Origin of the sequence: Sphingomonas epibiotica, from assembly GCF_039615155.1 — a bacterium.
GTDB lineage: Bacteria > Pseudomonadota > Alphaproteobacteria > Sphingomonadales > Sphingomonadaceae > Sphingomonas.
The window spans coordinates 1-21,342 of sequence record NZ_JBDGHY010000003.1; the positions used below are offsets into that span (position 1 = coordinate 1).

A 21,342-nucleotide genomic window follows, 5' to 3' on the forward strand; every position below is an offset into this window, starting at 1 on the left:
CACCCATGCCGGCCTTGGCTTCGGACTGGCCCGCGCTTGCGGTAGCTGCTCGCCGCATCCTCGAACAGCGTCGAACAGTCGACCCGCAGCACGTCGAGAAAGGCCGCTTGACCGAAGCCGAGGCCGCCGCCCGTCTGCGCGTCGCCACGGCGCTAGTCGCGCAATGGGACAGCATCGCCGCCGGCCAGCCACCCTATGATGCCGAGACGGCTTGGATCGTCAGCGGCGGCACCGAAGGCACCTATCCGCACGAACTGCGGACGGACTTGAACGCTGCCGCCGATCGCGCCCGCGCGTTGGCCGATCGCCATGGCGAGGATGCCGAGGCCGCGCACTTCGCTGAAGCCGTCGCAGCGCTCGCATGGCACGCCCGCCCGCCTGACCACATCAGCAACATCCTCGACGTGGCCCACGCCAACGCCGCCTTTCGCCTGCGCCAATCCAGCAATCGAGCCGCCGCATGACGACCCTTCCCGACCTCGACCGCCGCCTGTCCCGCAAGATTGAATCGGGCAAGGGCATGCAGCTTTCGGCCGCCGACCTTGACCTGTTCGTCTCGACAGGAGCCTATGCGACGTTCCGACTCGCCGTTGAAGAATGCCAGAGAGACCAATGCCGGCAACGAAGCGCCCGAAACCGATCTACCAGCGGGGCGAATACAAGCTTATCCGCCGGCCTGATCGAGCCAACCTCGAAATCTGCTGGTACGATGTCGAGCGAAAGCGCGAGCGAAGCGTTAGCGCGGGCACAAGCAGCGACGAGGCCGGGCGGCTTGCGCTCGATCGCCACTACCTCGAACACACCCAGGGCGAAGCAATCTGTCCGACCTGCGGCCAAGTCCGACAAGGCAGCGGCAGCGCGGCCCTGACATCCGCTATCGCCGACTATCTGGTGTTGGCCGCCGACAAGCCGTCGATCGAGGCCATCCGCGCCCGCCTCAACCACGTCGTCGCCTACTTGGTCGCGACCGATCAGGTCGCGGTCCGCTGCTCGCAGATCGACGGGCCATGGGTCGAGCGCTTCCGCAGATGGGCACTGGCGCAGCCGATCGTCTCGCCGACCGGAAAGACCCGCGAACGCTCGCTGGCGACGATTGAGAACAGCGTCCTGCAACTGGCCGCCGCGATCAACGAAGCGCACCGACGCGGCGACACGCCGGCCGCCGCCAAATTTCGGGCGACCCCCGTCCGCGAACTGAACCGCACGCCGCAGCATCGGTCGAGCGTCGCCCAGATCGCCAGCATGTTCCGCTACGCGCTCGCGCTTGACGAAAAGCCCGACACGACCGCCAAGTGGCTCGCCCGGCACAGGGTCTATCGCGGCCATCTGCTAAACTTCCTGCGCGCCGCCGTGGCGACCCTCGCCCGGCCTGACGCGATCCTTGATATCTCGACCACGCCGGACCGCCGGCAGTGGAACAGCGACCGGCGCATTCTCGCGCTCAACCCGGCGAACCGCCGGCAGACAAAGAAATACCGGCCGATCATCCCGGTCGCGCGCCAGTTCGCACCGTGGCTCGACGCGACGACCGGGTTCCTGATCCCAATCAACAGCATCCGCTCGGCATGGGACACGATGGCCGAACGGCTGTCCCTGCCCGGCGACGGCGAGGCCGGGACGAAGCTGATCCGGCGTTCCATGGCGAAGCTGCTGCGCGACCGGATGGCGAAGGCCGACTGGAGCGAAATCGAAATGATGTTGGGCCACGACCGATTCGACAGCGTCAGCGATATCTATGCGCCGTTCGATCCGGACTATCTTTCGGCCGCCCGCCGCGAGATCGAAGCGATTATCGACGAGGTCGAAAAGCTGGCACCGGGCGCATTTTACCGCAGCTTTACCGCGACCGGCAGCGGCGACGGCAAGGTCGTAGGCATGGAAAAAGCCCGCTAAGTCATTGACCTAGCGGGCTTTCTAAATGGTGGGCGCGGCAAGGATTGAACTTGCGACCCCTGCGATGTCAACACAGTGCTCTACCACTGAGCTACGCGCCCGGCGCTCTCTCTGTTGCCGGAGAGAGCGAAACCGGAGTGGCGCTGTTAGCGGCGCGATTGCCGCCTGACAAGCGCTTAATTGCTGGTCGGCACTCTTTCTTCCGCGAACAGCCGATCGACCTCCGCCACCAGCTCGCGCAGGTGGAACGGCTTGGACAAAATGCGGGCGTGCGGCACCTGCCGCCCGGCCTTCAGCGTGACCGCGGCAAAGCCGGTGATGAACATGACGCGCAGGTCGGGTACCATCTCGCCGGCGCGCTGCGCCAGTTCGATACCGTCCATTTCGGGCATGACGATATCGGTCAGCAACAGGTCGAACGATTCGGTCCGCAGCAGCGGGATTGCCGCCGTGCCGCGATCGACCGCGCTGACGCCATAGCCGGCACGTTCCAGCGCGCGGGTAAGATACTCGCGCATCACCTGGTCGTCTTCGGCCAGCAAAATCCTGTACATCCCAACCCCTTCGACCCGAGCCGCTACATTATGCCCGGCCGGGTTAAGATTTTCCAGCGATATGCTCGACAAGTGCGGCGGGCCGTGATCCTCTACGGGACATGATCCCCGCCCCTTCCCCGTCCTTCCGCCGCATCGGCCCGGCCGATCCGGTGTCGCCGGTGGTGGTGTCGGTGCCCCATGCCGGACGCGACTATCCACCGGCGATGCAGGCGTTGCTGACGGTGCCGGTCGCACGGCTGACGGCGCTGGAGGATCGCCATATCGATGCGGTCGCGCTGGGCGCACTCGGACAGGAGACGATGCTGGTCGCGATGCGCCCGCGCGGCTGGATCGACCTCAATCGCTCGCCGTTGCGCGACCGCGATCCCCAGGTCGATGCCGGTGCCGAGCTGCGCATCGCCGGCCTGTCGGCATCGGACAAGGTCCGCAGCGGCATCGGCCTGATCCCGCGCCGGGGCGGCGGGGCCGAGAATATGTGGCGGCGCAAGCTGACCGGGGCGGAAGTCGCCGAGCGGATCGACCGCGATCATGCGCCCTATCATGCGGCGGTGGCGGCGGCTTTGGCGGCGGCACAGGCACGGTTCGGCGTCGCCGTCCTGCTCGACCTGCATTCGATGCCGCCGCTGGTGGGACTCGATCCCGCGCGGATCGTGCTGGGCGATCGCTACGGACGGACCGCGGCCGGCCGGCTGACCGATATGGTCGCGGCGGTAGTGCGCAACCATGGTTTGCCGCTGGCGATCAACCACCCCTATGCCGGTGGACACATCCTGTCGGAACATGCCCGGCCGCGCGCGAACATTCACGCGTTGCAGATGGAGATCGACCGCAGCCTCTATCTCGACGCGGCGCTCGACCGGCCCGGCCAAGGGTTGGACGACATGGTCGCGCTGGTGCGGGCGGTGCTCGATCTCATGGTCGATTTCGCACTGGATGGCACGCGCCGCATCGCAGCGGAATAGTCTAAGAAAAAAGCCACCCCGTGCAAAACACGGAGTGGCCAAGGTTCAGGGAGGAGGCGCGTGAAACGCGCCGCACGGTCCAACGAAAGGGGGGACATCGAACCGTGTAACCAGTATTTAGGAAGCAGCGCGGGCGGCTTCAAGAGCCTTTTTCTATTTGACCGTGACTTTATCGCAACGCGCCTCAGCGCGTCCGGCGACCGCCCGGCAGCATGCGTGAAACGATGCCGTCGCGCAGCAGGAACTGGTGCCGCAACGCCGCGCCGATGTGCAGCGCGACCAGTCCCGCCATCAACAGTCCGAGCAGCTCGTGCGCCTCATGCCCTGCCCCGGCGACCGCGGGCGGGATTGGCAAATAGGGGATCGGGAACAGCCCGAACCAGTCGAGCGGGTAGCGCTTGGCACCCGACACCATTGCCCATCCGCTGAGCGGAAGGACGACGAGCAGGACGTAGAATAGACGATGGGTCCACTTCGCCGCCAACCGCTCCCATCCCGCGACATGGGCGGGCAGCGGCGGCGGCGGGTTGGCGATGCGCCAGACGATGCGCCCGACGGTCAGCACCAGCACGGTGATGCCGACCGCCTTGTGGACGCCCATCGACCCGCCGACCAGGCCGATCCAAAGATTGACCAGCACGAGCAGCGCGATCGTCCAATGAAAGAAGATCGCACCGCGCGCATAACGCTGGGCATGGAACGGCCGGGACGCGGCCATCAGAAGGTCGGCACCGCGACCGGCTGTGCCTGCACCTTGCCCTGGCGCATCTGACGCGCGAACACGTCCCGCATCAGCGACAGCGAGAAGAGGTGAGCGAAGATCAGCGGCAGCATGCCCGACTGCTGCATCTTGCGCAGCTGGTCGCCGCGCAGCTCGTTCAGCTTCTCTTCCGACACCATCTGGAATCCGCGATAGACGAACGGCTGGTCGCTGCCTTCCTGCTGGATCGACACTTCGCCGTCCATCAGCAGGCCCATATCCTTGATCTCCTTCATGAACATGCCGGTCTTCTGGCCGGCCTGCTCGAACTGCTCGTTGAAGGCGAGGATCTGCTTGGTGACTTCACTCGGCTGATCGCCGTCGAACAGCGGCTCGCCATCCTCGAACGGGCCGATCACGTCCGACGTCGGATCGAAGCACAGCGACAGCTCGTCCGAATCGGGACGCAGCCGGGCGAGGAGATAGGGATAGCGACGGATATAGGCCGGGATATAGGTTTCCTGGTCGAGCAGCCGGCCTTCGTCGTCGAGGAAGGTGTTGACCCCTTCGTTCAGGCCCATCAGCGCGAGCGGCACGGGATCGTCGCCGACCGAGAACACGATCGGCATCCGGCGCTGGACCAGCGGGAATTCCTCGACGGTGACGGGAATCGCATGCTGCCCGGTCAGGAACGGCGCACGATCCGACGAACGGACCTTCCAATTGCCGTGCGTCTGGCTCGAAAGCGGTTCGAGATTATTATAGAACAGCGGAAGCGATTGATTCTGCGGCGCGCTGGCCATTTCAGGGTCTCCAGATACTCAATTCTGCCCGACGATTTGGCCGGACGGCCGCCCCCCCGGGCGTACCTCGTGCCACCGTCTATGGGTTGGCCGCGCGGGGCGCAAGCGATACGAGCTTGCCCGGATTGAACAGCCCGAGCGGGTCGAGCCCGGCCTTGATCCCGCGCAGCGCGGCGAGGCGCGCGGGCGGGCCCAGCCGTTCGAGCTCGCCCAGCTTCATCTGGCCGATGCCATGTTCGGCCGAAATCGACCCACCCGCCGCAGTTACGGCGTCATGGACGAAGCGGGTGACGACCAGTGCATCCTCGGCATACCAGCGCGTTGGATCCGCCCCGGCCGGCGCGCGAACATGGAAATGGACATTGCCGTCGCCCAAATGGCCAAAGGCGGTGGCATGGGTGCCGGGGAAGCGTGCCTCCGCCGCGGCCGCCGCCTCGATCATGAAGCGGGGCATGGTGTCGACGGGCACCGAGATATCGTGCTGGACCGCCGGGCCGGTCGATTTCTCCGCCGCCGACAGCGAGTCGCGCAGGCGCCAGAAAGCTTCGGCCTGCGCCTCGCTGTTGGCGATCACGGCATCCTCGACCAGACCGGCGGCGAAACCCTCGGTGAGCAATGTTTCGAGCAGGGGCGCGGGCGGCGACTCGCCCGGCGCTGCGACTGCCTCGATCAGTAATTGCCACCGATGCTCGCCGGCCAGTGGCGCGCGTGCCCCCGACACATGCGCAACGGCCAGCGCCAGCGTGTCGGCAGGGATGATCTCGAAACTTTCGATCCGGTCGGTCGCCGCCTGCATGCGTCGCAACAGGTCCAGCCCCGCCTGGGGATCAGCGATCCCGGCCCAGGCGACGGCGCGTTCGGCAATGGCTGGGGCCAGCTTCAGCGTCGCGGCGGTGACGACGCCCAGCGTCCCCTCCGCCCCGACCAGCAACTGGGTCAGATCATAGCCGCGATTGTCCTTGGGCAGCGCCGCCAGCCCGTCATGGATCGAACCATCGGGCAGCACCGCCTCCACGCCCAGCACCAGCCGCCGCATATTGCCCCAGCGCAACACCTGCGTACCGCCGGCATTGGTCGACACCAGCCCGCCGATCGTGGCGCTCCCGCGCGCGCCCAGCGTCAGCGGGAATCGCTGTCCCGTGTCGGCGGCGGACTCGTGCAGGGTCTGGAGGATGACGCCGGCCTCGACGACCGCCTGTCCCGGATCGATACGCCGCATCCGGTCCATCCGCCGGAGCGACAACAGCGCCGCCGACCCATCGGCGGGGGGCGTCGCGCCGCCGACCATCGACGTGTTGCCCCCCTGCGGCACGATCGGCACGCCATGTCCTGCCGCCAGCGCGACCAGCCGGGCGACCTGTTCCGTAGCGGAAGGTTCGAACAGCGCGGCGCTTTGCCCGTGATAGCGGCCGCGCCAATCGGTCAGCCACGGCGCGATCCGATCGGCATCGGTGGTGACGATCCGGTCGCCCAACGCCTCACGCGCATCGGCGACCATCGCGGCGACGGGCGACGGCATCATGGTCGGTCGGTTAGCATCGCTACCCCCTTGCGACCAGTTCATCTGTGGTTAAATTCCGATCAGAGATGTTGTTCGCGTGACCGCCCTGCCGCTTCCCGCAGCGACCATGATGTTGCTTCTGCTGGCCTTGCCCGGCGCTGCGCAGCGTCGCGTTGCCGACACGCCAGCGGCGGAGGCGACGGTGCGGACCGAGGTACGCATCCAGCGGATGATCATTCGCGTCCCCCGCGCCCCCTTCGCCCCCGTCGCGTTCAGCGCCCCGCGCGCCCTGCCGCCGATCCAGTGGGTGGAAAAGCGCACCGACCGCTGCCTGCCCGTTCAGAATGTCGCGGCGGTGACGATCAGCCGTACCGATAGCGTCGACCTGTTGCTCAATGGCGGCGGGCGGGTGCGCGCGCGGCTGGCCGACGACTGCCCCTCGCTCGATTTCTATTCGGGCATGTATATAAAGCCGAGCAGCGACGGGCGGATGTGTGCGTCGCGTGACGTCATCCGGTCGCGCACCGGCGGCCAGTGCCGGATCGCACAGTTCCGCGCGCTGGTGCCAGCGCGCTGAATTGCAGGCGACCGCCACGCAAAACTTGACTTTTCCGGCATTTTCCGCGACGCGCGGTCCGATTTACCGGAGCGCGGGCCTGTTGCGTTCCCCAGCCATGGAACCGCAATGACCTTCGCCGATCTCGGCCTGTCCGACGAACTGCTGCGTTCCGTCAACGATTCGGGCTATACCGAACCGACCCCGATTCAGGCGGCGGCGATCCCGTCGGTGCTGATGATGCGCGATCTGGTCGCGATCGCCCAGACCGGTACCGGCAAGACCGCGTCGTTCGTGCTGCCAATGATCGACATTCTGGCACAGGGACGCAGCCGGGCGCGGATGCCCCGCTCGCTGATCCTCGAACCGACGCGCGAACTCGCTGCGCAGGTCGCCGAGAATTTCGAGAAGTACGGCGCCAACCACAAGCTGTCGATGGCGCTGCTGATCGGCGGCGTGTCGATGGGCGACCAGCTGGCGGCGCTCGAAAAGGGCGTCGACGTGCTGATCGCGACGCCGGGCCGGCTGATGGACCTGTTCACCCGCGGCAAGATCCTGCTGACCGGTTGTTCGATGCTGGTCATCGACGAAGCCGACCGCATGCTCGACATGGGGTTCATTCCCGATATCGAGGAAATCTGCACCAAGCTGCCCAAGCAGCGCCAGACGCTGTTGTTCTCGGCGACGATGCCGCCGCCAATCAAGAAGCTGGCCGACAAGTTCCTCGACAATCCCAAGACGATCGAGGTGTCGCGCCCGGCCTCGACCAACCTGAACATCAGTCAGCACGTCGTGCCGGTCGCCGCCGCCAAGAAGCGCGAAGTGCTGCGCACGCTGCTGGCGCACGAAGACGTCCGCACCGCGATCATTTTCTGCAACCGCAAGACGACGGTGCGCGAGCTGAACAAGAGCCTGCAGCGTGCCCGCTTCCGCTCGGCGGAGATTCATGGCGACATGGACCAGTCGGCGCGCATCGCCGAGCTGGAGCGGTTCAAGCAGGGCGACGTGTCGATCCTGGTCGCATCCGACGTCGCGGCGCGCGGGCTGGATGTGAAGGGCGTCAGCCACGTCTTCAACTATGACGCGCCGTGGCATCCCGACGATTATGTCCACCGCATCGGCCGGACCGGTCGCGGTGGTGCGACCGGCGTCGCCTATACGCTGGTCACGCCCGACGATGCCGAGAATATCGCCAATATCGAGAAGCTGACCGGGCAGAAGATTCCGGTGCTTGAGATGGGCGGCGAACCGGTGGAAGCGCCGGTCGAGGCCGAACCGGTCGAGGAAGCGCCGCGCCGTGGCCGCCGCACCCGTCCTGCTGCTGCCGCCGAACCGGAAGCACCGCGCGAGCGTGCACCGCGTGCCGAGCGTGAGGAACGCCGCCCGCGCCGCGACCGCGAGGAACGGGCGCCCGAACGCCGCGACGAACGCCCGGCCCGCTATGTCCAGCAGGACGCGGTCGAGGATGGCGGCTGGAACGGCCCCTTCCCCGCCTTCCTGAATGTCCGCATCCCGGTCTGATCGGGTGGACGACGTGTTCGAATCGGTCGCGCCGCAAGCGATCGAAAGCCCCTGCGTACTGGTCTGTTCGATCGATACCGACACCGGCTGGTGTCTCGGATGCGGGCGGACGCGCGATGAGATCGCGCGCTGGACCGCGATCGACAGCGATGCGCGCCGCGCGGTGATGGCAGTGCTGCCGCAGCGTATGGTCGACCTCGAACAATAGATGGCCGGACCCCGGAGGGTTGCCGTGCGTTGAGCGCGCCATCCAGACATTCGGAGGTTCCCCTCATGGCCGTCACGCTCAAGCCGCTGTCCGAACAGACGATCGTCATCACCGGTGCCTCGTCGGGCATCGGCCTTGCCACCGCCCGCCGTGCCGCCCGCGAAGGGGCCAAGGTTCTGCTCGTCGCGCGCAACGAGGATGCGCTGCGCGAAGCAGTCGAGACGATCCGGCTGCGCGGGGGCAAGGCCGACTTTCTCGCGATCGACATCACCGCCGCCGATGCGCCCGAACGGATCGGGGCCAAGGCACGATCTGCATTCGGCGGGTTCGATACCTGGGTCAACGATGCCGCCGTCGCGCTCTATGCCCGGCTGGAGGATACCGGCATCGACGAACAGCGCCGGGTGTTCGACGTCGGCTATTTCGCGACCGTCGCCGCCTCGCTCTATGCAGCGCGCGAACTGACCGCACGTGGTGGCGGGGCGATCGTCAATCTCGGATCGATCCTGTCCGACCGGACGGTGCCGGTGCAAGGCGCCTACAGCGCGATGAAGCATGCGGTACAGGGCTTCACCGAGGCGTTCCGCATGGAGATGGAGGCCGAGGGACGGCCGCTGTCGGTAACGCTCATCAAGCCCGCGGCGATCAACACCCCCTATCCCGAACATGCCCGCAACCGCATGGACAAGCCCGCACGGGTGCCGCCGGTCGTCTATGACCCCGAACTGGTCGCCAAGGCGATCTGCTTCGCCGCCGCCCATCCGAAGCGCGACCTGACCGTCGGCGGCACCGGCATGGCGATGACCAAGATGAGCAACCTGCTGCCCCGCAGCGCCGACCGGTTTATGGAACTGTTCTTCAAGGAAGAGGCGCAGACCATCGACACCCCCGCAACGCCCGGTGCCAAGGACAATCTGTTCGAACCGCGCAGGGGCGGACGCGAACGGTCGAACCAGGATATCCATGTCCGCAAGCAGAGCCTAGCGCTCGAGGCGCAGATGCGGCCGTGGACGACGATGGCGATCCTCGGCAGTGTCGGCGTGGCGGCAGGCATGTTGCTGTCGCTGCGCGGATCTACGCCGCGTCGGCGGACCGACGAACCGAAGCTGCTGCCCCCGCCCCGCGCCCATCAGGCCGATGGCACCGATGCCAGCGCTTCCTACGCCGCCGGAATTGCCGATGAGGGGACGATTCCGGGCAGCGAGCCGGTCTTTTCGGAGCGGCCGGCGGGTGCACCAGTCGCACCCAATGCGGCGGAGATCAAGGTCGCGCAGCCGTAAGGACGCTAAACGCTTCACCCATCGCCACCCCGGCCTTGCGCCGGAGTGGCGGGGGTCACAACGTTATTCGCCCGGTGCCCGGAGCAATTTGCGGATGAAGCCGATCAACCCGGTCTGGCGCGACCGGCGCAGGCGTTCGGCGGCGAGAATCGTCTGCACCTTGCGGAAGCAATCCTCGACATCGTCGTTGACGAGGACATAGTCGTAACTGTCCCAGTGGCTGACCTCGGCCGCGGCGCGGGCCATGCGGGCGTCGATCACCTCGACGCTGTCGGTGTTGCGCGATACCAGTCGTTGCCGCAGTTCAGCCATCGACGGCGGCAGGATGAAGACGCGGACAACGTCGCCGCCGGCGATCTGGAACAGCTGTTGCGCGCCCTGCCAATCGATGTCGAACAGCACGTCCTTGCCCGCGCTCAACATCGCTTCGACCGGTGCGCGTGGCGTGCCGTAGCGGTTGCCGAAGACATGCGCCCATTCGAGGAATTCGTGATCCGACACCATGCGCCGGAATTCCTCGAGGTCGACGAAGTGGTAGTCCTTGCCGTCGACTTCCCCGTCGCGCGCCGCGCGGGTGGTGGCGGAAACCGACATCGACAGGTCGTTTTCGGCCGCCAGCAGCTTGCGTGCGATCGTCGACTTGCCGGCACCGGAGGGAGAGGACAGGACGAACAACACTCCCCGGCGTTTGAAACCGTGAAGGTCGGGGTCTGGCAGATGGCTCATGGCGGGGCCTCATCGCGCGGGGCGATGCACGGCGTCAAGGGGCGACGGCAATCCGTCGCCCCTTGCGATGATCCGGCTGCCCGGTATCCGATGCCGTCCCGGCTGGCCGGGCGGGTGCGGCTCTCGCCATCGGCGGGAACCGCGAACCTCTCAATAGCCGCGTCGCATCTTGTCGAGCTTGCGGCGGTCATAGGCCTTCTTGGCGACATAGCCGCCGCCAAGGATCATGCCGAGTGGCCCCATGCGACGCATCGCGCTGCCGGCGAGCCAGCCCATCGCAGCGCCCTTGGCCCCACCGCGACCATCACGACGATCCATTTCGCGCCCAACCAGTGCGCCAATAATCCGTCCGATCATGCTGCGTCCTCCGTTTCGAACAATTGCGCCTTCAATTCGCCGGCACCTCGCAAGACGGCCCAGCCGACGGCGTAGGTTATCGCCATGGGCACGACGACTTTCAGAACATTGGCGACGACCGCGCCCTTGATCGCGCCATCGATGCTCGAATCGTCATCGCCACTCATCTTGTCGATGGCGGCACCGACCAGTGCCCCTATCGTCGTTGCGCCCATGGCTTCCTCGCTAACATTATACAAATACAGCGCAGGAAGGGCTCGAATGTTCCCTACGGCCCGCATCTGCCGACCGCGGGCCAATGCCAAAGTTCACAAAGTTCACACTCGTGCAGCTTGCGTGCACTACGCCCAACACCGAACCGTCATGTCAAAAAGCAGGAAGCGAAAGCCCGCCAGCGGCATCGCACAAGCCGTCCCTGTAGGACAGCGATCGCGCCTATCCGACCATCGTTTCCGGCCGGACCAGCCGGTCGAACGTCGCCTCATCGATTAGCCCCAGCGCCAGTCCCGCCTCGCGCAGCGTCAGCCCCTCCTGGTGCGCATGCTTGGCGATCTTCGCGGCATTGTCGTAACCGATCTCCGGCGCCAATGCGGTGACGAGCATCAGCGAGCGTTCGACCAGTTCCCCGATCCGCGCGCGGTTGGGTTCGATCCCGTCGACGCAGCGCTCGGCGAAGCTGACCATGCCGATCGCCAGCAGGTCGATCGAACGCAGCACCGCCGCGCCCATCAGCGGCTTGAAGACGTTGAGTTCCAAATGTCCCTGCATGCCGCCGACCGTCACCGACAGGTGATTGCCCATTACCTGCGCCGACACCATCGTCAGCATCTCGCACTGGGTCGGATTGACCTTCCCCGGCATGATCGAACTGCCCGGTTCGTTCGCAGGCAGGTCGATCTCGCCCAGCCCGGAGCGCGGCCCCGATCCCAGCAGGCGGATGTCGTTGGCGATCTTGGTCAGCGCGACTGCCAGCGTGTTGAGCGTACCCGACAACTGCACCAGCGGATCGTTCGATGCCAGCGCCTCGAACTTGTTCGGCGCGGTGACGAAGGCATGGCCGGTGATCACGGCGATTTCCGCCGCGACTTCCTCGGCGAACCCGGGTGCGGCGTTCAGCCCGGTGCCGACCGCCGTGCCGCCCTGCGCCAGCCGCAACAGGTCGCCTTCGGCCGTCTGCAACCGACGCTTCGCATCGCGCAACTGCGCGACATAGCCCGAAAACTCCTGCCCCAGCGTCAGCGGCGTCGCATCCTGCAAATGGGTGCGCCCGATCTTGACGATATCGGACCAGTCCGTTGCCTTCGCTTCCAGCGACCCGGCCAGCCGGTCGAGCGCGGGGATCAGGTCGCGGTTGAGCGCGACGACCGCTGCGACATGCAGCGCGGTCGGAAAGCTGTCATTCGACGACTGGCCCTTGTTGACGTGATCGTTGGGGTGGACGGGCGATTTGCCACCGCGGGTGCCGGTCAGCGCCTCGTTGGCGCGCCCGGCGATAACTTCATTTGCGTTCATGTTCGACTGGGTGCCGCTGCCGGTCTGCCAGATGACCAGCGGGAACTGGTCGTCGAGCTTGCCGGCGATCACTTCGCCCGCCGCCGCTTCGATCGCATCGGCGATTCGAGCGTCGAGGCCGTGCGCGCGGTTCACCCGCGCCGCCGCCTGCTTCACAATGGCCAACGCATGGACGATGCCGATCGGCATCCGTTCGGACGGGGGAAAGGGGAAATTCTCGATCGATCGTTCGGTCTGCGCGCCCCAATAGGCGTGGGCGGGAACCTCGATCGCGCCGATCGAATCGGTTTCGGTACGGGTATCTGTCATGCGACGAGAACCCGTGGCCGCGTCAGTCGATCCGTTTCGACAGGAAGAAGCGGGAATGGCCCGGCGGGAAATCGCCGATCGTGCCGAAATGCGCGAAGCCCAGCTTTTCGTAGAAACCGCGCGCCTGAAAGCTGAACGTGTCGAGCCAGATGCCGATACAGTCCGCCTCGCGCGCCAGATCCTCGGCACGTTGCATCAGGTCGCGGCCGGTCCCCTGCCCTTTATGCTCGGGCGATACCGCCAGGAACTCTACGAACAGCCAGCGATAGCCGATCTTGCCCCACAGCCCGCCGCAGATCGTACCTGCATCGTCGCGGACGACGATCGCGACCTGCCGCCGCGCGGTCGGGCCGACCGCCGCGTCGTTATGCGCGGACAGGATGCGCAGGATCGCCTCGCGCTCGGCTTCACCCGGCGTCGCGACAACCTCGATCGTCACTTCTTGCGCTTGAAATCCACCGCGACGACGTTCGACCCGTCCTCGCTGGTCGCGATCGGCGCGTCGTTTTCGGGCGGATCATGCGGTTCGGGTTCGTCGCCCGGCTCGTCATTCGCCTGGAACCGCAGTTCGAAATTAACCGCCGGATCGTGGAAGCCGGTAATCGCGGCGAAGGGAATGACCAGCGTCGAGGGAATACCGCCGAAGCTAAGCCCCACCGAGAAGCGCGCCTCGTCCACGGTCAGGTCCCAGAAACGATGCTGGATGACGATCGTCATCTCGTCCGGGAACCGTTCGATCAGGCGCTTGGGGATGTCGACGCCGGGGGCCTGAGTCTTGAAGGTGATATAGAAGTGATGCTCGCCGGGCAGGCCGCCGCTGGCGGATACCTGCCCGAGCACGCGCCCGACGACGGCGCGCAAAGCTTCCTGGACGATCTCGTCATACGGGATCAGGCTATCGGCGACGGACTGGGTCATGGGCCTTGGGTTAGCGGCGTTTGCCCGCCCGTCAAGATTCGTTGCGTTGCATGGCGGCCCACAGGCGCTATGGAACCGCGCATGCGCACCGCCACCATCGCCCGCAGGACCAGCGAGACGTCGATCGACGTCACGGTCAATCTCGACGGCACCGGCACCTATGACGTGTCGACCGGTGTCGGCTTTTTCGACCATATGCTCGAACAGTTGAGCCGCCATTCGCTGATCGACCTGACCGTGCGCACGGTCGGCGACCTGCATATCGACGCGCATCACACCGTCGAGGATACCGGCATCGCGATCGGCGAGGCGTTCGCCAAGGCGTTGGGCGACAAGCGCGGCATCCGCCGCTATGGCGACGCGCTGTCGCCGATGGACGAGACGCTGACCCGTGTCGCCTTGGACATTTCGGGGCGGCCGTGGCTGGTGTGGAAAGTCCAGTTCACCCAAGCCCAACTCGGCACGATGGATACCGAAATGTTCGGCCATTTCTGCCACAGCTTCGCACAGGCCGCCGGCATCACGCTGCATATCGAGACGCTGTACGGCACCAACAACCATCATATCGCCGAAAGCATCTTCAAGGGGCTGGCGCGCGCGCTGCGCACTGCGACCGAGATCGATCCGCGCAAGAGCGATGCCATCCCGTCGACCAAGGGAGTGTTGTGACATGGTAGCCCGTCCGATGCAGCCGATGAGCCTTGCGATGCTCACCTATGTGAAGCCGCTCGACGAAGTCGACGTCCACCGCGAGGCACATGTCGCGTGGATCAAGAAGGCGATGGACGAGGGCGTCATGCTGCTCGCCGGGCGCCGCAATCCGCCGACCGGGGGCGTGCTGCTGTTTCGCGGCGAAGAGGACGCGGTGCGCGCGGTGGCGGAGACCGACCCGTTCGTCGTCAACGGCGTCGCGACGGTCGAGATCGTCGCCTTCACCATGACGCTGGCCACGGACCAGATCGGCGCGCTGTTTTGATTGCACTGATCGATTACGGCGCGGGCAATCTCCATTCGGTCGCCAATGCGCTGAAGGCGGCGGGCGCGACCGACCTGTCGATCACCGCCGATCCGGAAGCGGTGCGGCGCGCCGATCGGATCGTCCTGCCCGGCGTCGGTGCGTTCGCGGCGTGCATGAACGGCCTGAGCGCGATCCCCGGCATGGTCGAGGCGATGCGCGAACGAGCGCTGGACGGCGGAGTGCCGTTCCTCGGCGTCTGTGTCGGGATGCAGTTGCTCGCCACGACCGGCGAGGAGTTCGGCGTCCATGCCGGTCTCGGCTGGATCGAGGGCAGTGTCCGCCGCCTGCCCGCGTCGCCCGGCGTCACCGTGCCGCATATGGGCTGGAACGATGTCGTGCCCGTCCGCGATCACCCGCTGCTGATGCCGGGCGAAGCCTATTTCCTGCACAGCTATGCGTTCGACGGCGATCAGGTGCTGGCTACCACCGATCATGGCGGCCCGGTGACGGCGGCAATCGGTCGCGACAACCTGCTGGGTGTGCAGTTCCACCCCGAAAAGAGCCAGCGCTATGGCATCGCGCTGCTGGAGAGGTTTCTCGAATGGCGTCCTTGATGTCCGCCGCGACGCAGCGCGTCGGTGGCTTGACCGTTTTCCCCGCCATCGACCTGAAGGGCGGGCAGATCGTCCGGCTGGCCGAGGGCGATATGGACCGCGCTACCGTTTATGGCGACGATCCGGCGCATCAGGCGCGGCTGTTCGCCGATGCGGGGGCGGACCATCTGCACGTCGTCGATCTCGACGGCGCCTTTGCCGGTGAATCGATCAATGGCGATGCGGTCGCCGCGATCCTGCGGGCGTTTCCGGGCCGGGTGCAGCTGGGTGGCGGCATCCGCAACCGCGCCAATGTCGATCGCTGGATCGATCTGGGCGTGGCGCGGGTGGTGATCGGCACCGCCGCGCTGGAAGACCCCAATTTCGTACGCGAGGCCGCCGCCGCCTGTCCGGGGCAGGTCGTCGTCGCGGTCGATGCGTGGGACGGCATGGTCGCGACGCGCGGCTGGGCCGATGTGTCGACCGTCTCGGTCACCGATCTTGCCCGCCGGTTCGAGGATGCCGGCGTCGCCGCGTTGCTGTTCACCGATGTCGGCCGCGACGGGATGCTCAAGGGCTGCAATGTCGAGGCGACCGCCGCGCTGGCCGCCGCCGTATCGATCCCGGTCATCGCCAGCGGCGGCGTGGCCGGGATTGAGGATATCCATGCGCTGAAGGGCAAGGCGGGGATCGAGGGCGTCATTACCGGCCGCGCGCTGTACGACGGTCGCCTCGACCTCGCGGAAGCGATCCGGGTCGCCGCCGCATGACCGTGCGGGCGCGCGTCATCCCCTGTCTCGACGTCCATGCCGGGCGGGTAGTGAAGGGCGTGAACTTCGTCGAACTGCGCGACGCGGGCGATCCGGTCGAACAGGCGCGCGCCTATGATGCGGCGGGTGCGGACGAACTGACCTTCCTCGATATCGGTGCCAGCCATGAGGGACGCGACACGATCATCGACGTGGTGCGGCGGACGGCAGAGGTATGTTTCATGCCGCTGACCGTCGGCGGCGGGGTGCGTTCGCCCGAGGATGCGCGCGCGCTGCTGCTGGCCGGGGCGGACAAGGTCGCGGTCAATTCCGCCGCCGTCGCCCGGCCCGAACTGGTCGCCGATATCGCCGACCGCTTCGGCAGCCAGTGCGTCACCGCCTCGGTCGACGCGCGGCGCAGCGACGGGCGCTGGGAAGTCTTCACCCATGGCGGCCGGCGCGCGACGGGGATCGATGCGGTCGAACATGCGCTCCGCCTCGCCGAACTGGGGGCCGGCGAGTTGCTGGTCACGTCGATGGACCGCGACGGGACGCGCGACGGCTATGACCTCGACCTGATCCGCACCATCGCCGATGCGGTATCGGTGCCGGTGGTCGCTTCGGGCGGGGTCGGGACGCTCGACCATCTGGTCGCCGGCATTACGCAGGGTCATGCGAGTGCGGTGCTGGCAGCGTCGATCTTCCATTTCGGCGAGGCTTCGGTGGCCGAGGCGCACGCCGCGCTGGCGGCAGCGGGGGTGCCGGTCCGGTCGCCTGCGCGGGGGTAGGGCATGATGACCCAAAGCCTACCCGTTCGTGCTGAGTAGCGGCTGAGATTGTCGAAGACCGTATCGAAGCACCCGCCACCAAAGGTCCTTCGATACGCCATTTCGACAGGCTCAATGGCTACTCAGGACGAACGAGTCTGCTTGAAATCGTCTTGCTTCTACTCGCCCGGATACGCCACCAGCGCCGACACCCCGATCCCCTCGCATCGCAGCGACTCCGCGCCGCCCAAGTCCGGCAGGTCGATCGCGAATACCGCCTGCTCGACCACCGCGCCCGCCTTGCGCAACAGCCGCACCGCCGCCCGCGCCGTGCCGCCGGTCGCGATCAGGTCGTCGACCAGCAGTACCCGCGCACCGGGTGCACAGGCATCGGCATGGATCGCGATCCGGTCGGTGCCATATTCGAGCGCATAATCCTCGGCGATGGTCGCGCCGGGCAGCTTGCCGTCCTTGCGCACCAGCAACACGCCCGCGCCCAGCGCCAGCGCAACGGCGGGCGCGAAGACGAAGCCCCGCGCCTCGATCCCCGCGACCAGATCGATCGGACCGCGGACTGCGGCGACCATTGCGTCGACCGCCAGCCGCAAGCCCTCGGGATCGAGGATCAGCGTGGTGATGTCGCGAAACTGGATGCCGGGTTTGGGAAAATCCGGGATGGTGCGGATGCGCCGGGCGATCTCCGCCGACCCGGCGGCATCCGCAACGATCAATGCTTCATGCCCCGCCAGATATTGCGATAGGCACCGAAGGCGAGGCCGGTGAAGATCAGCAGGAAGATTACCGCCGCCACGCCCCAGGTGTGACGCTTCTGCAGGTTCGGCTCGGCGGTCCAGGTCAGGAACGCCGCGACGTCCTTCGCCATCTGGTCGACGGTCGCGCGGGTGCCGTCCTGATACTGGACCTGGTCGTCCCCGGTCAGTGGCGGCGCCATGGCGAGGTTCAGCGTCGCGAAATAGCGGTTGAAGTGCAGTCCCTCGGGCGTCTTCGCCTCGGGGAACTTGCGCAGCAATTCGGCGGGCTGCGCGCTGTAGCCGGTCAGCAGCGAATAGACATAGTCGGGGCCGTCGTCGCGCGCCTTGGTCATCAGCGACAGGTCGGGCGGCACCGCATTGTTGTTGGCGGCGCGGGCGGCGACGTCGTTGGCGAAGACCAGCGGGAAGCGGTCGGACGGCAGGTTCTTGCGCGTCGCCGCCTCACCCGTCTCCGGGTTCACGCTCGGTTGTTCGATCTGCCAGTCGGTGGCGATCGTCTTGATCTGCCCCTCGTCATAGCCGAGCGCAGCGAGATCGCGGAACGACACCAACCGCAGCGAATGGCAGGCCGAGCAGACTTCCTTATACACTTGGAAACCGCGCTGGAGCTGCTGATTGTCGAAGGTGCCGAACAGCCCCGCCGATTGCAGCCCCGCCTCACGCGGCTTTAGGTGAAATTCGTGCTCGGCGGAATGGACCGGCTCGTCGTGCAGCATGCCACCGACGGTCGAGAAGATACCGAGCAGCAGCGCGAAGAGAAAGCCCGCGCCGACGACGAGGTTGAGGTTGCGGGCGAGAAAACGGGAAGCGAAGGAGAGCATCGTGATTCCCTTACTCGGCCGCGGCCGGGCTGTTATGCCCCGGAAGGACGGACCCATGGGCGGCGGTCTGCGCGGGCGAGGTGCCGCCTTCGCCCTTCAGCACCGCTTCGGTGATCGAATTGGGCAGCGGGCGCGGACGCTCCATCGCCGACACGATCGGCAGCACGACCAGGAAATGGGCGAAATAATATCCCGCCGCGATCTGGCTGAGCAGCACGGTGATCGGCGTCGCCTCCGCCCCGCCCAGATAGCCGAGCACCAGCACGTCGACCAGCAGCACGATCAGGAACAGGCGATAGGTCGGACGGAAATTGGCCGACTTGACCGGCGACTTGTCGAGCCATGGCAGGAAGAACAGCAGCAGGATCGAGCCGAACATCGCCAGCACGCCCCACAGCTTCGCGGGCAGGATGAAGTCGACGGTGAACGCCTTCAGGATCGCGTAGAAGGGCAGGAAATACCATTCGGGCACGATATGCGCCGGCGTCGAGAGCGGGTTGGCCGGGATGTAATTGTCCGGGTGGCCGAGCAGGTTCGGTGCGAAGAAGATCAGCGACGCGAACACGATCAGGAACACGCCGAGCCCGAAGCCGTCCTTGGCGGTGTAATAGGGGTGGAAGGGCACGGTATCCTGCGGCCCCTTCACCTCGACGCCGGTCGGGTTGTTCGAACCCGGAATATGCAGCGCCCAGATATGCAGGACGATGACGCCCGCGATCACGAACGGCAGCAGATAGTGGAGCGAGAAGAAGCGGTTGAGTGCGGCATTGTCCGGCGCATAGCCGCCGAGCAGCCATACGCGGATCGTCTCGCCCACCCCCGGGATTGCCGAGAAGAAGCCGGTAATGACCTGCGCACCCCAGAAGCTCATCTGCCCCCAGGGAAGCACATAGCCCATGAACGCGGTCGCCATCATCAGCAGGAAAATGACGACACCCAGGAGCCACACCATCTCGCGCGGCGCCTTGTACGACCCGTAATAGATGCCGCGGGCGATGTGGGTGTAGACGACGATGAAGAACATCGACGCGCCATTGGCGTGGGCATAGCGCAGGAACCAGCCCGACGGCACGTCGCGCATGATGCGCTCGACCGAATCGAACGCGACCGCGCCGTTCGCCGCATAATGCATCGCCAGCACGATGCCGGTGATGATCTGCACCGCCAGCGCCGCGCCGGCCAGCACGCCGAAGTTCCAGAAATAGTTGAGGTTACGCGGTACCGGATAGCCCGCGCCGACCGCGTTGTAGACCAGACGGGGAAGCGGCAGCTTCTCGTCCAGCCAGCGCATCAGCGGCTGTTTCGGTTCGTAATGCTTGGCCCAGGGGAAGCTCATGACTCTCTCCTCAGCCGACCGTCACGACGGTGTCGGACGTGAATGCATATTCGGGAACGTGCAGGTTCTGCGGCGCCGGACCCGAGCGGATGCGCCCGGCGGTGTCGTACGCCGACCCATGGCACGGGCAGAAATAGCCGCCGAACGGCCCCTTGTTCTCGCCTTCGCCGGCACCCAGCGGCACGCAGCCGAGATGGGTGCAGACGCCCAGCGTGATGAGCCAGTTGTTCTTGCCGGTCTTGGTGCGCTCTTCGAGCGTCTGCGGATCGCGCAGGTCGATCAAGGGCACCGCGTCCGCCTCGGCGATTTCCTTGGGCGTCAGGTTGCGCACGAACAGCGGCTGTTTGCGGAACGTCGCCTTGATCGCCTGTCCCGGCTCGATCGCCGACAGGTCGATCTCGGTCGTCGACAGCGCCAGCGTATCGGCGGCGGGCGACATCTGGTTGATGAGCGGCAGCGCGATCACGCCCGCGCCGACTCCGGCAAATGCCACCGCGCCGATCGACAGATAGTCGCGCCTGCGGGGGTTGTCCGGCCCGCCGTCCAGCGCGGTCGCGCCGCCTGCGGGTACGTGCTGATCGTCGTCAGTCGCCATTCAACAGCCCTTGTGTCGAGCGCATTCGCGCCCTGCCCCTCTCCGGTCGCCTTCGTGGAAGCGACGCCGGACCGATCGGTTCTCCGTCCAGTCGCATGGGGTGATAGCCGGGCGTTCGACCGTTTGCCAATCCCTTTTGCCGAAACCGCACCATGGCGGCGTATCGATGTTCAGATTGGCGCAAGCGACGACATGGTCTATGCGCCGCTGCCTGACCCCTGTCCCTCGCGTGTTTCGGGAACTCCATGCGTCGTATCGCCCTTTTGTTCGCCTTCCTCGCCTCGCTGTTCGCGCTGCCTGCCGTGGCGCAGGTCATGGACGTGCCGGGACGCGCCCCGCCCCCATCGACGACCGACACGCGCAACCTGTGGATCCTCGACCTGTCGACCGGCGGGCGGGTGACGATCTGGCTGCGTCCCGATGTCGCGCCCAAGATGGTGGCGCGGATCAAGACGCTGACGCGCGAGAAATTCTATGACGGCCTGACCTTCCACCGCGTGATCGACGGCTTCATGGCGCAGGGCGGCGATCCCGACGGCGACGGCACCGGCGGGTCGAAGCTCCCCAACGTAGAGAAGGAATTCAACTATCTGCCGCACGTCCGCGGTGCGGTGGCCGCAGCGCGCGCCAATGACGAGAACAGCGCGAACAGCCAGTTCTACATCATGCTCGCCCCGCGCCTCGCGCTCGACAAGAAATACACTGTGTTCGGGCGGGTGATCGACGGCATGCAATATGTCGACGCGATCGAGAAGGGCGAGCCGCCGGCCAACCCTTCGCGCATCGTCCACGCCTATGTCGCCAGCGACAATCCCCCGCCCTATCAGGCCGAAGCACCGGTCGCGCTGCCCGAAACGGTCGCACCGCTGCCTGCCACCGCGCCGCGCGCCAAACCCGCTGCCGCCGCGCCGAAGCGGGTCCAGTCTAAGCCTGCCCGCTAACACCCG

28 protein-coding genes and 1 tRNA gene are annotated in these 21,342 nt (G+C 66.4%); 14 read left to right on the plus strand and 15 right to left on the minus strand.

The features are described 5' to 3' along the window. The 3 genes from AAIO73_RS06365 to AAIO73_RS06375 all read left to right on the plus strand — a co-directional run. On the plus strand, positions 1 to 464 hold a 464-nt coding region (locus AAIO73_RS06365), incomplete at its 5' end, for a hypothetical protein (protein ID WP_345876912.1). Next, positions 461 to 868, plus strand: a complete 408-nt coding sequence (locus AAIO73_RS06370) for a hypothetical protein (RefSeq protein WP_345876913.1) — start codon at positions 461 to 463, stop codon at positions 866 to 868. The genes AAIO73_RS06365 and AAIO73_RS06370, both read left to right, overlap by 4 nt. A gap of 23 nt (positions 869 to 891) precedes the next feature. Continuing rightward, positions 892 to 1,893: a hypothetical protein gene (locus AAIO73_RS06375; RefSeq protein WP_345876914.1), complete on the plus strand. Its 1,002-nt coding sequence runs from the start codon at positions 892 to 894 to the stop codon at positions 1,891 to 1,893. A 26-nt stretch (positions 1,894 to 1,919) separates the two neighbouring features. On the opposite strand, the gene AAIO73_RS06380 is transcribed toward AAIO73_RS06375, so the two are convergent. Both AAIO73_RS06380 and cpdR read right to left on the minus strand, forming a co-directional pair. After that, positions 1,920 to 1,994 (minus strand) — tRNA-Val (locus tag AAIO73_RS06380). Positions 1,995 to 2,069: 75 nt separating this feature from the next. Continuing rightward, positions 2,070 to 2,447 (minus strand): cell cycle two-component system response regulator CpdR, encoded by a 378-nt coding sequence (gene cpdR, locus AAIO73_RS06385; protein ID WP_056455298.1) that lies wholly within the window; start codon positions 2,445 to 2,447, stop codon positions 2,070 to 2,072. A gap of 101 nt (positions 2,448 to 2,548) precedes the next feature. Here cpdR and AAIO73_RS06390 point away from each other — a divergent pair, with 101 nt between their 5' ends. After that, the gene (locus AAIO73_RS06390) at positions 2,549 to 3,412 is read left to right on the plus strand and encodes an N-formylglutamate amidohydrolase (protein WP_345876916.1); all 864 of its coding nucleotides are present in this window, start codon (positions 2,549 to 2,551) and stop codon (positions 3,410 to 3,412) included. A gap of 184 nt (positions 3,413 to 3,596) precedes the next feature. On the opposite strand, the gene AAIO73_RS06395 is transcribed toward AAIO73_RS06390, so the two are convergent. The 3 genes from AAIO73_RS06395 to AAIO73_RS06405 form a co-directional block, all read right to left on the minus strand. Beyond that, positions 3,597 to 4,130 carry a cytochrome b gene (locus AAIO73_RS06395; RefSeq protein WP_345876917.1) on the minus strand — a complete coding sequence of 178 codons (534 nt, stop codon included), beginning with the start codon at positions 4,128 to 4,130 and terminating at the stop codon, positions 3,597 to 3,599. Next, the gene (locus AAIO73_RS06400; protein ID WP_242120433.1) at positions 4,130 to 4,915 is read right to left on the minus strand and encodes a SapC family protein; all 786 of its coding nucleotides are present in this window, start codon (positions 4,913 to 4,915) and stop codon (positions 4,130 to 4,132) included. The genes AAIO73_RS06395 and AAIO73_RS06400 overlap by 1 nt, the downstream gene beginning before the upstream one ends. 79 nt (positions 4,916 to 4,994) lie before the next feature. Then, positions 4,995 to 6,437, minus strand: a complete 1,443-nt coding sequence (locus AAIO73_RS06405; protein WP_345876919.1) for an FAD-binding oxidoreductase — start codon at positions 6,435 to 6,437, stop codon at positions 4,995 to 4,997. A 106-nt stretch (positions 6,438 to 6,543) separates the two neighbouring features. Here AAIO73_RS06405 and AAIO73_RS06410 point away from each other — a divergent pair, with 106 nt between their 5' ends. From AAIO73_RS06410 to AAIO73_RS06425, 4 genes are all read left to right on the plus strand, one after another. Continuing rightward, entirely contained in the window at positions 6,544 to 6,993 is a 450-nt protein-coding gene (locus AAIO73_RS06410; RefSeq protein WP_345876920.1) for a hypothetical protein, read from the plus strand. A 108-nt stretch (positions 6,994 to 7,101) separates the two neighbouring features. Further along, positions 7,102 to 8,493 carry a DEAD/DEAH box helicase gene (locus AAIO73_RS06415; protein ID WP_345876921.1) on the plus strand — a complete coding sequence of 464 codons (1,392 nt, stop codon included), beginning with the start codon at positions 7,102 to 7,104 and terminating at the stop codon, positions 8,491 to 8,493. Positions 8,494 to 8,497: 4 nt separating this feature from the next. Then, on the plus strand, positions 8,498 to 8,701 hold the full coding sequence (locus AAIO73_RS06420; RefSeq protein ID WP_345876922.1) for a DUF1289 domain-containing protein: 204 nt from the start codon (positions 8,498 to 8,500) through the stop codon (positions 8,699 to 8,701). 65 nt (positions 8,702 to 8,766) lie between these two features. Next, complete coding sequence (locus tag AAIO73_RS06425; RefSeq protein ID WP_345876923.1) at positions 8,767 to 9,981, plus strand: SDR family oxidoreductase; 1,215 nt, start codon at positions 8,767 to 8,769, stop codon at positions 9,979 to 9,981. A 63-nt stretch (positions 9,982 to 10,044) separates the two neighbouring features. Here the strand turns inward: AAIO73_RS06425 and gmk are convergent, their stop codons facing one another. The 6 genes from gmk to AAIO73_RS06455 form a co-directional block, all read right to left on the minus strand. Next, positions 10,045 to 10,707 (minus strand): guanylate kinase, encoded by a 663-nt coding sequence (gene gmk / locus AAIO73_RS06430; RefSeq protein WP_242120445.1) that lies wholly within the window; start codon positions 10,705 to 10,707, stop codon positions 10,045 to 10,047. 150 nt (positions 10,708 to 10,857) lie between these two features. Beyond that, positions 10,858 to 11,064, minus strand: a complete 207-nt coding sequence (locus AAIO73_RS06435; protein WP_110152741.1) for a hypothetical protein — start codon at positions 11,062 to 11,064, stop codon at positions 10,858 to 10,860. Continuing rightward, positions 11,061 to 11,279, minus strand: a complete 219-nt coding sequence (locus tag AAIO73_RS06440) for a hypothetical protein (RefSeq protein WP_345876924.1) — start codon at positions 11,277 to 11,279, stop codon at positions 11,061 to 11,063. Before AAIO73_RS06440 ends, AAIO73_RS06435 begins: the two co-directional genes overlap by 4 nt. Before the next feature lie 220 nt (positions 11,280 to 11,499). Then, complete coding sequence (fumC, locus tag AAIO73_RS06445; protein WP_345876925.1) at positions 11,500 to 12,885, minus strand: class II fumarate hydratase; 1,386 nt, start codon at positions 12,883 to 12,885, stop codon at positions 11,500 to 11,502. A 22-nt stretch (positions 12,886 to 12,907) separates the two neighbouring features. Then, positions 12,908 to 13,324 carry a GNAT family N-acetyltransferase gene (locus tag AAIO73_RS06450; RefSeq protein ID WP_345876926.1) on the minus strand — a complete coding sequence of 139 codons (417 nt, stop codon included), beginning with the start codon at positions 13,322 to 13,324 and terminating at the stop codon, positions 12,908 to 12,910. Further along, positions 13,321 to 13,803 carry an SspB family protein gene (locus tag AAIO73_RS06455; protein WP_242120453.1) on the minus strand — a complete coding sequence of 161 codons (483 nt, stop codon included), beginning with the start codon at positions 13,801 to 13,803 and terminating at the stop codon, positions 13,321 to 13,323. Before AAIO73_RS06455 ends, AAIO73_RS06450 begins: the two co-directional genes overlap by 4 nt. An 81-nt stretch (positions 13,804 to 13,884) precedes the next feature. Here AAIO73_RS06455 and hisB point away from each other — a divergent pair, with 81 nt between their 5' ends. From hisB to hisF, 5 genes are read left to right on the plus strand one after another with little or no spacing between them, the layout of a single operon-like run. Continuing rightward, complete coding sequence (gene hisB, locus AAIO73_RS06460; protein ID WP_345876927.1) at positions 13,885 to 14,472, plus strand: imidazoleglycerol-phosphate dehydratase HisB; 588 nt, start codon at positions 13,885 to 13,887, stop codon at positions 14,470 to 14,472. 1 nt (position 14,473) lies between these two features. Then, a complete protein-coding gene (locus AAIO73_RS06465; protein WP_345876928.1) occupies positions 14,474 to 14,779 on the plus strand; it encodes a YciI family protein in 306 nt (101 codons plus the stop codon). After that, positions 14,776 to 15,375 carry an imidazole glycerol phosphate synthase subunit HisH gene (gene hisH, locus AAIO73_RS06470; protein ID WP_345876930.1) on the plus strand — a complete coding sequence of 200 codons (600 nt, stop codon included), beginning with the start codon at positions 14,776 to 14,778 and terminating at the stop codon, positions 15,373 to 15,375. Before AAIO73_RS06465 ends, hisH begins: the two co-directional genes overlap by 4 nt. After that, the gene (gene hisA / locus AAIO73_RS06475; RefSeq protein ID WP_345876931.1) at positions 15,375 to 16,124 is read left to right on the plus strand and encodes a 1-(5-phosphoribosyl)-5-[(5-phosphoribosylamino)methylideneamino]imidazole-4-carboxamide isomerase; all 750 of its coding nucleotides are present in this window, start codon (positions 15,375 to 15,377) and stop codon (positions 16,122 to 16,124) included. Before hisH ends, hisA begins: the two co-directional genes overlap by 1 nt. After that, on the plus strand, positions 16,121 to 16,891 hold the full coding sequence (gene hisF, locus AAIO73_RS06480) for an imidazole glycerol phosphate synthase subunit HisF (protein ID WP_345876932.1): 771 nt from the start codon (positions 16,121 to 16,123) through the stop codon (positions 16,889 to 16,891). The genes hisA and hisF overlap by 4 nt, the downstream gene beginning before the upstream one ends. A 158-nt stretch (positions 16,892 to 17,049) precedes the next feature. Here hisF and AAIO73_RS06485 read toward each other — a convergent pair whose 3' ends face one another. From AAIO73_RS06485 to petA, 4 genes are read right to left on the minus strand one after another with little or no spacing between them, the layout of a single operon-like run. After that, a complete protein-coding gene (locus AAIO73_RS06485; RefSeq protein WP_526023780.1) occupies positions 17,050 to 17,598 on the minus strand; it encodes an adenine phosphoribosyltransferase in 549 nt (182 codons plus the stop codon). Continuing rightward, positions 17,598 to 18,464, minus strand: a complete 867-nt coding sequence (locus tag AAIO73_RS06490; protein ID WP_345876935.1) for a cytochrome c1 — start codon at positions 18,462 to 18,464, stop codon at positions 17,598 to 17,600. Before AAIO73_RS06490 ends, AAIO73_RS06485 begins: the two co-directional genes overlap by 1 nt. 10 nt (positions 18,465 to 18,474) lie before the next feature. Next, a complete protein-coding gene (locus tag AAIO73_RS06495; protein ID WP_345876936.1) occupies positions 18,475 to 19,800 on the minus strand; it encodes a cytochrome b in 1,326 nt (441 codons plus the stop codon). A gap of 10 nt (positions 19,801 to 19,810) precedes the next feature. Next, on the minus strand, positions 19,811 to 20,395 hold the full coding sequence (gene petA, locus AAIO73_RS06500; protein WP_345876937.1) for a ubiquinol-cytochrome c reductase iron-sulfur subunit: 585 nt from the start codon (positions 20,393 to 20,395) through the stop codon (positions 19,811 to 19,813). A gap of 245 nt (positions 20,396 to 20,640) precedes the next feature. Between petA and AAIO73_RS06505 the strand changes: the two genes are divergently transcribed. Continuing rightward, positions 20,641 to 21,336 carry a peptidylprolyl isomerase gene (locus tag AAIO73_RS06505; protein WP_345876938.1) on the plus strand — a complete coding sequence of 232 codons (696 nt, stop codon included), beginning with the start codon at positions 20,641 to 20,643 and terminating at the stop codon, positions 21,334 to 21,336. The last annotated feature ends 6 nt before the right edge of the window (positions 21,337 to 21,342 follow it).

Excerpts from the sequence above, each read along its gene's own strand:
- AAIO73_RS06370 (WP_345876913.1), top strand. The coding sequence starts at position 461 with ATGACGACCCTTCCCGACCTCGACCGCCGCCTGTCCCGCAAGATTGAA.
- cpdR (WP_056455298.1), bottom strand. The coding sequence starts at position 2,447 with ATGTACAGGATTTTGCTGGCCGAAGACGACCAGGTGATGCGCGAGTAT.
- AAIO73_RS06390 (WP_345876916.1), top strand. The coding sequence starts at position 2,549 with ATGATCCCCGCCCCTTCCCCGTCCTTCCGCCGCATCGGCCCGGCCGAT.
- AAIO73_RS06395 (WP_345876917.1), bottom strand. The coding sequence starts at position 4,130 with ATGGCCGCGTCCCGGCCGTTCCATGCCCAGCGTTATGCGCGCGGTGCG.
- AAIO73_RS06400 (WP_242120433.1), bottom strand. The coding sequence starts at position 4,915 with ATGGCCAGCGCGCCGCAGAATCAATCGCTTCCGCTGTTCTATAATAAT.
- AAIO73_RS06405 (WP_345876919.1), bottom strand. The coding sequence starts at position 6,437 with ATGATGCCGTCGCCCGTCGCCGCGATGGTCGCCGATGCGCGTGAGGCG.
- AAIO73_RS06410 (WP_345876920.1), top strand. The coding sequence starts at position 6,544 with ATGATGTTGCTTCTGCTGGCCTTGCCCGGCGCTGCGCAGCGTCGCGTT.
- AAIO73_RS06415 (WP_345876921.1), top strand. The coding sequence starts at position 7,102 with ATGACCTTCGCCGATCTCGGCCTGTCCGACGAACTGCTGCGTTCCGTC.
- AAIO73_RS06425 (WP_345876923.1), top strand. The coding sequence starts at position 8,767 with ATGGCCGTCACGCTCAAGCCGCTGTCCGAACAGACGATCGTCATCACC.
- gmk (WP_242120445.1), bottom strand. The coding sequence starts at position 10,707 with ATGAGCCATCTGCCAGACCCCGACCTTCACGGTTTCAAACGCCGGGGA.
- AAIO73_RS06435 (WP_110152741.1), bottom strand. The coding sequence starts at position 11,064 with ATGATCGGACGGATTATTGGCGCACTGGTTGGGCGCGAAATGGATCGT.
- AAIO73_RS06440 (WP_345876924.1), bottom strand. The coding sequence starts at position 11,279 with ATGGGCGCAACGACGATAGGGGCACTGGTCGGTGCCGCCATCGACAAG.
- fumC (WP_345876925.1), bottom strand. The coding sequence starts at position 12,885 with ATGACAGATACCCGTACCGAAACCGATTCGATCGGCGCGATCGAGGTT.
- AAIO73_RS06455 (WP_242120453.1), bottom strand. The coding sequence starts at position 13,803 with ATGACCCAGTCCGTCGCCGATAGCCTGATCCCGTATGACGAGATCGTC.
- hisB (WP_345876927.1), top strand. The coding sequence starts at position 13,885 with ATGCGCACCGCCACCATCGCCCGCAGGACCAGCGAGACGTCGATCGAC.
- AAIO73_RS06465 (WP_345876928.1), top strand. The coding sequence starts at position 14,474 with ATGGTAGCCCGTCCGATGCAGCCGATGAGCCTTGCGATGCTCACCTAT.
- hisA (WP_345876931.1), top strand. The coding sequence starts at position 15,375 with ATGTCCGCCGCGACGCAGCGCGTCGGTGGCTTGACCGTTTTCCCCGCC.
- hisF (WP_345876932.1), top strand. The coding sequence starts at position 16,121 with ATGACCGTGCGGGCGCGCGTCATCCCCTGTCTCGACGTCCATGCCGGG.
- AAIO73_RS06490 (WP_345876935.1), bottom strand. The coding sequence starts at position 18,464 with ATGCTCTCCTTCGCTTCCCGTTTTCTCGCCCGCAACCTCAACCTCGTC.
- AAIO73_RS06495 (WP_345876936.1), bottom strand. The coding sequence starts at position 19,800 with ATGAGCTTCCCCTGGGCCAAGCATTACGAACCGAAACAGCCGCTGATG.
- petA (WP_345876937.1), bottom strand. The coding sequence starts at position 20,395 with ATGGCGACTGACGACGATCAGCACGTACCCGCAGGCGGCGCGACCGCG.
- AAIO73_RS06505 (WP_345876938.1), top strand. The coding sequence starts at position 20,641 with ATGCGTCGTATCGCCCTTTTGTTCGCCTTCCTCGCCTCGCTGTTCGCG.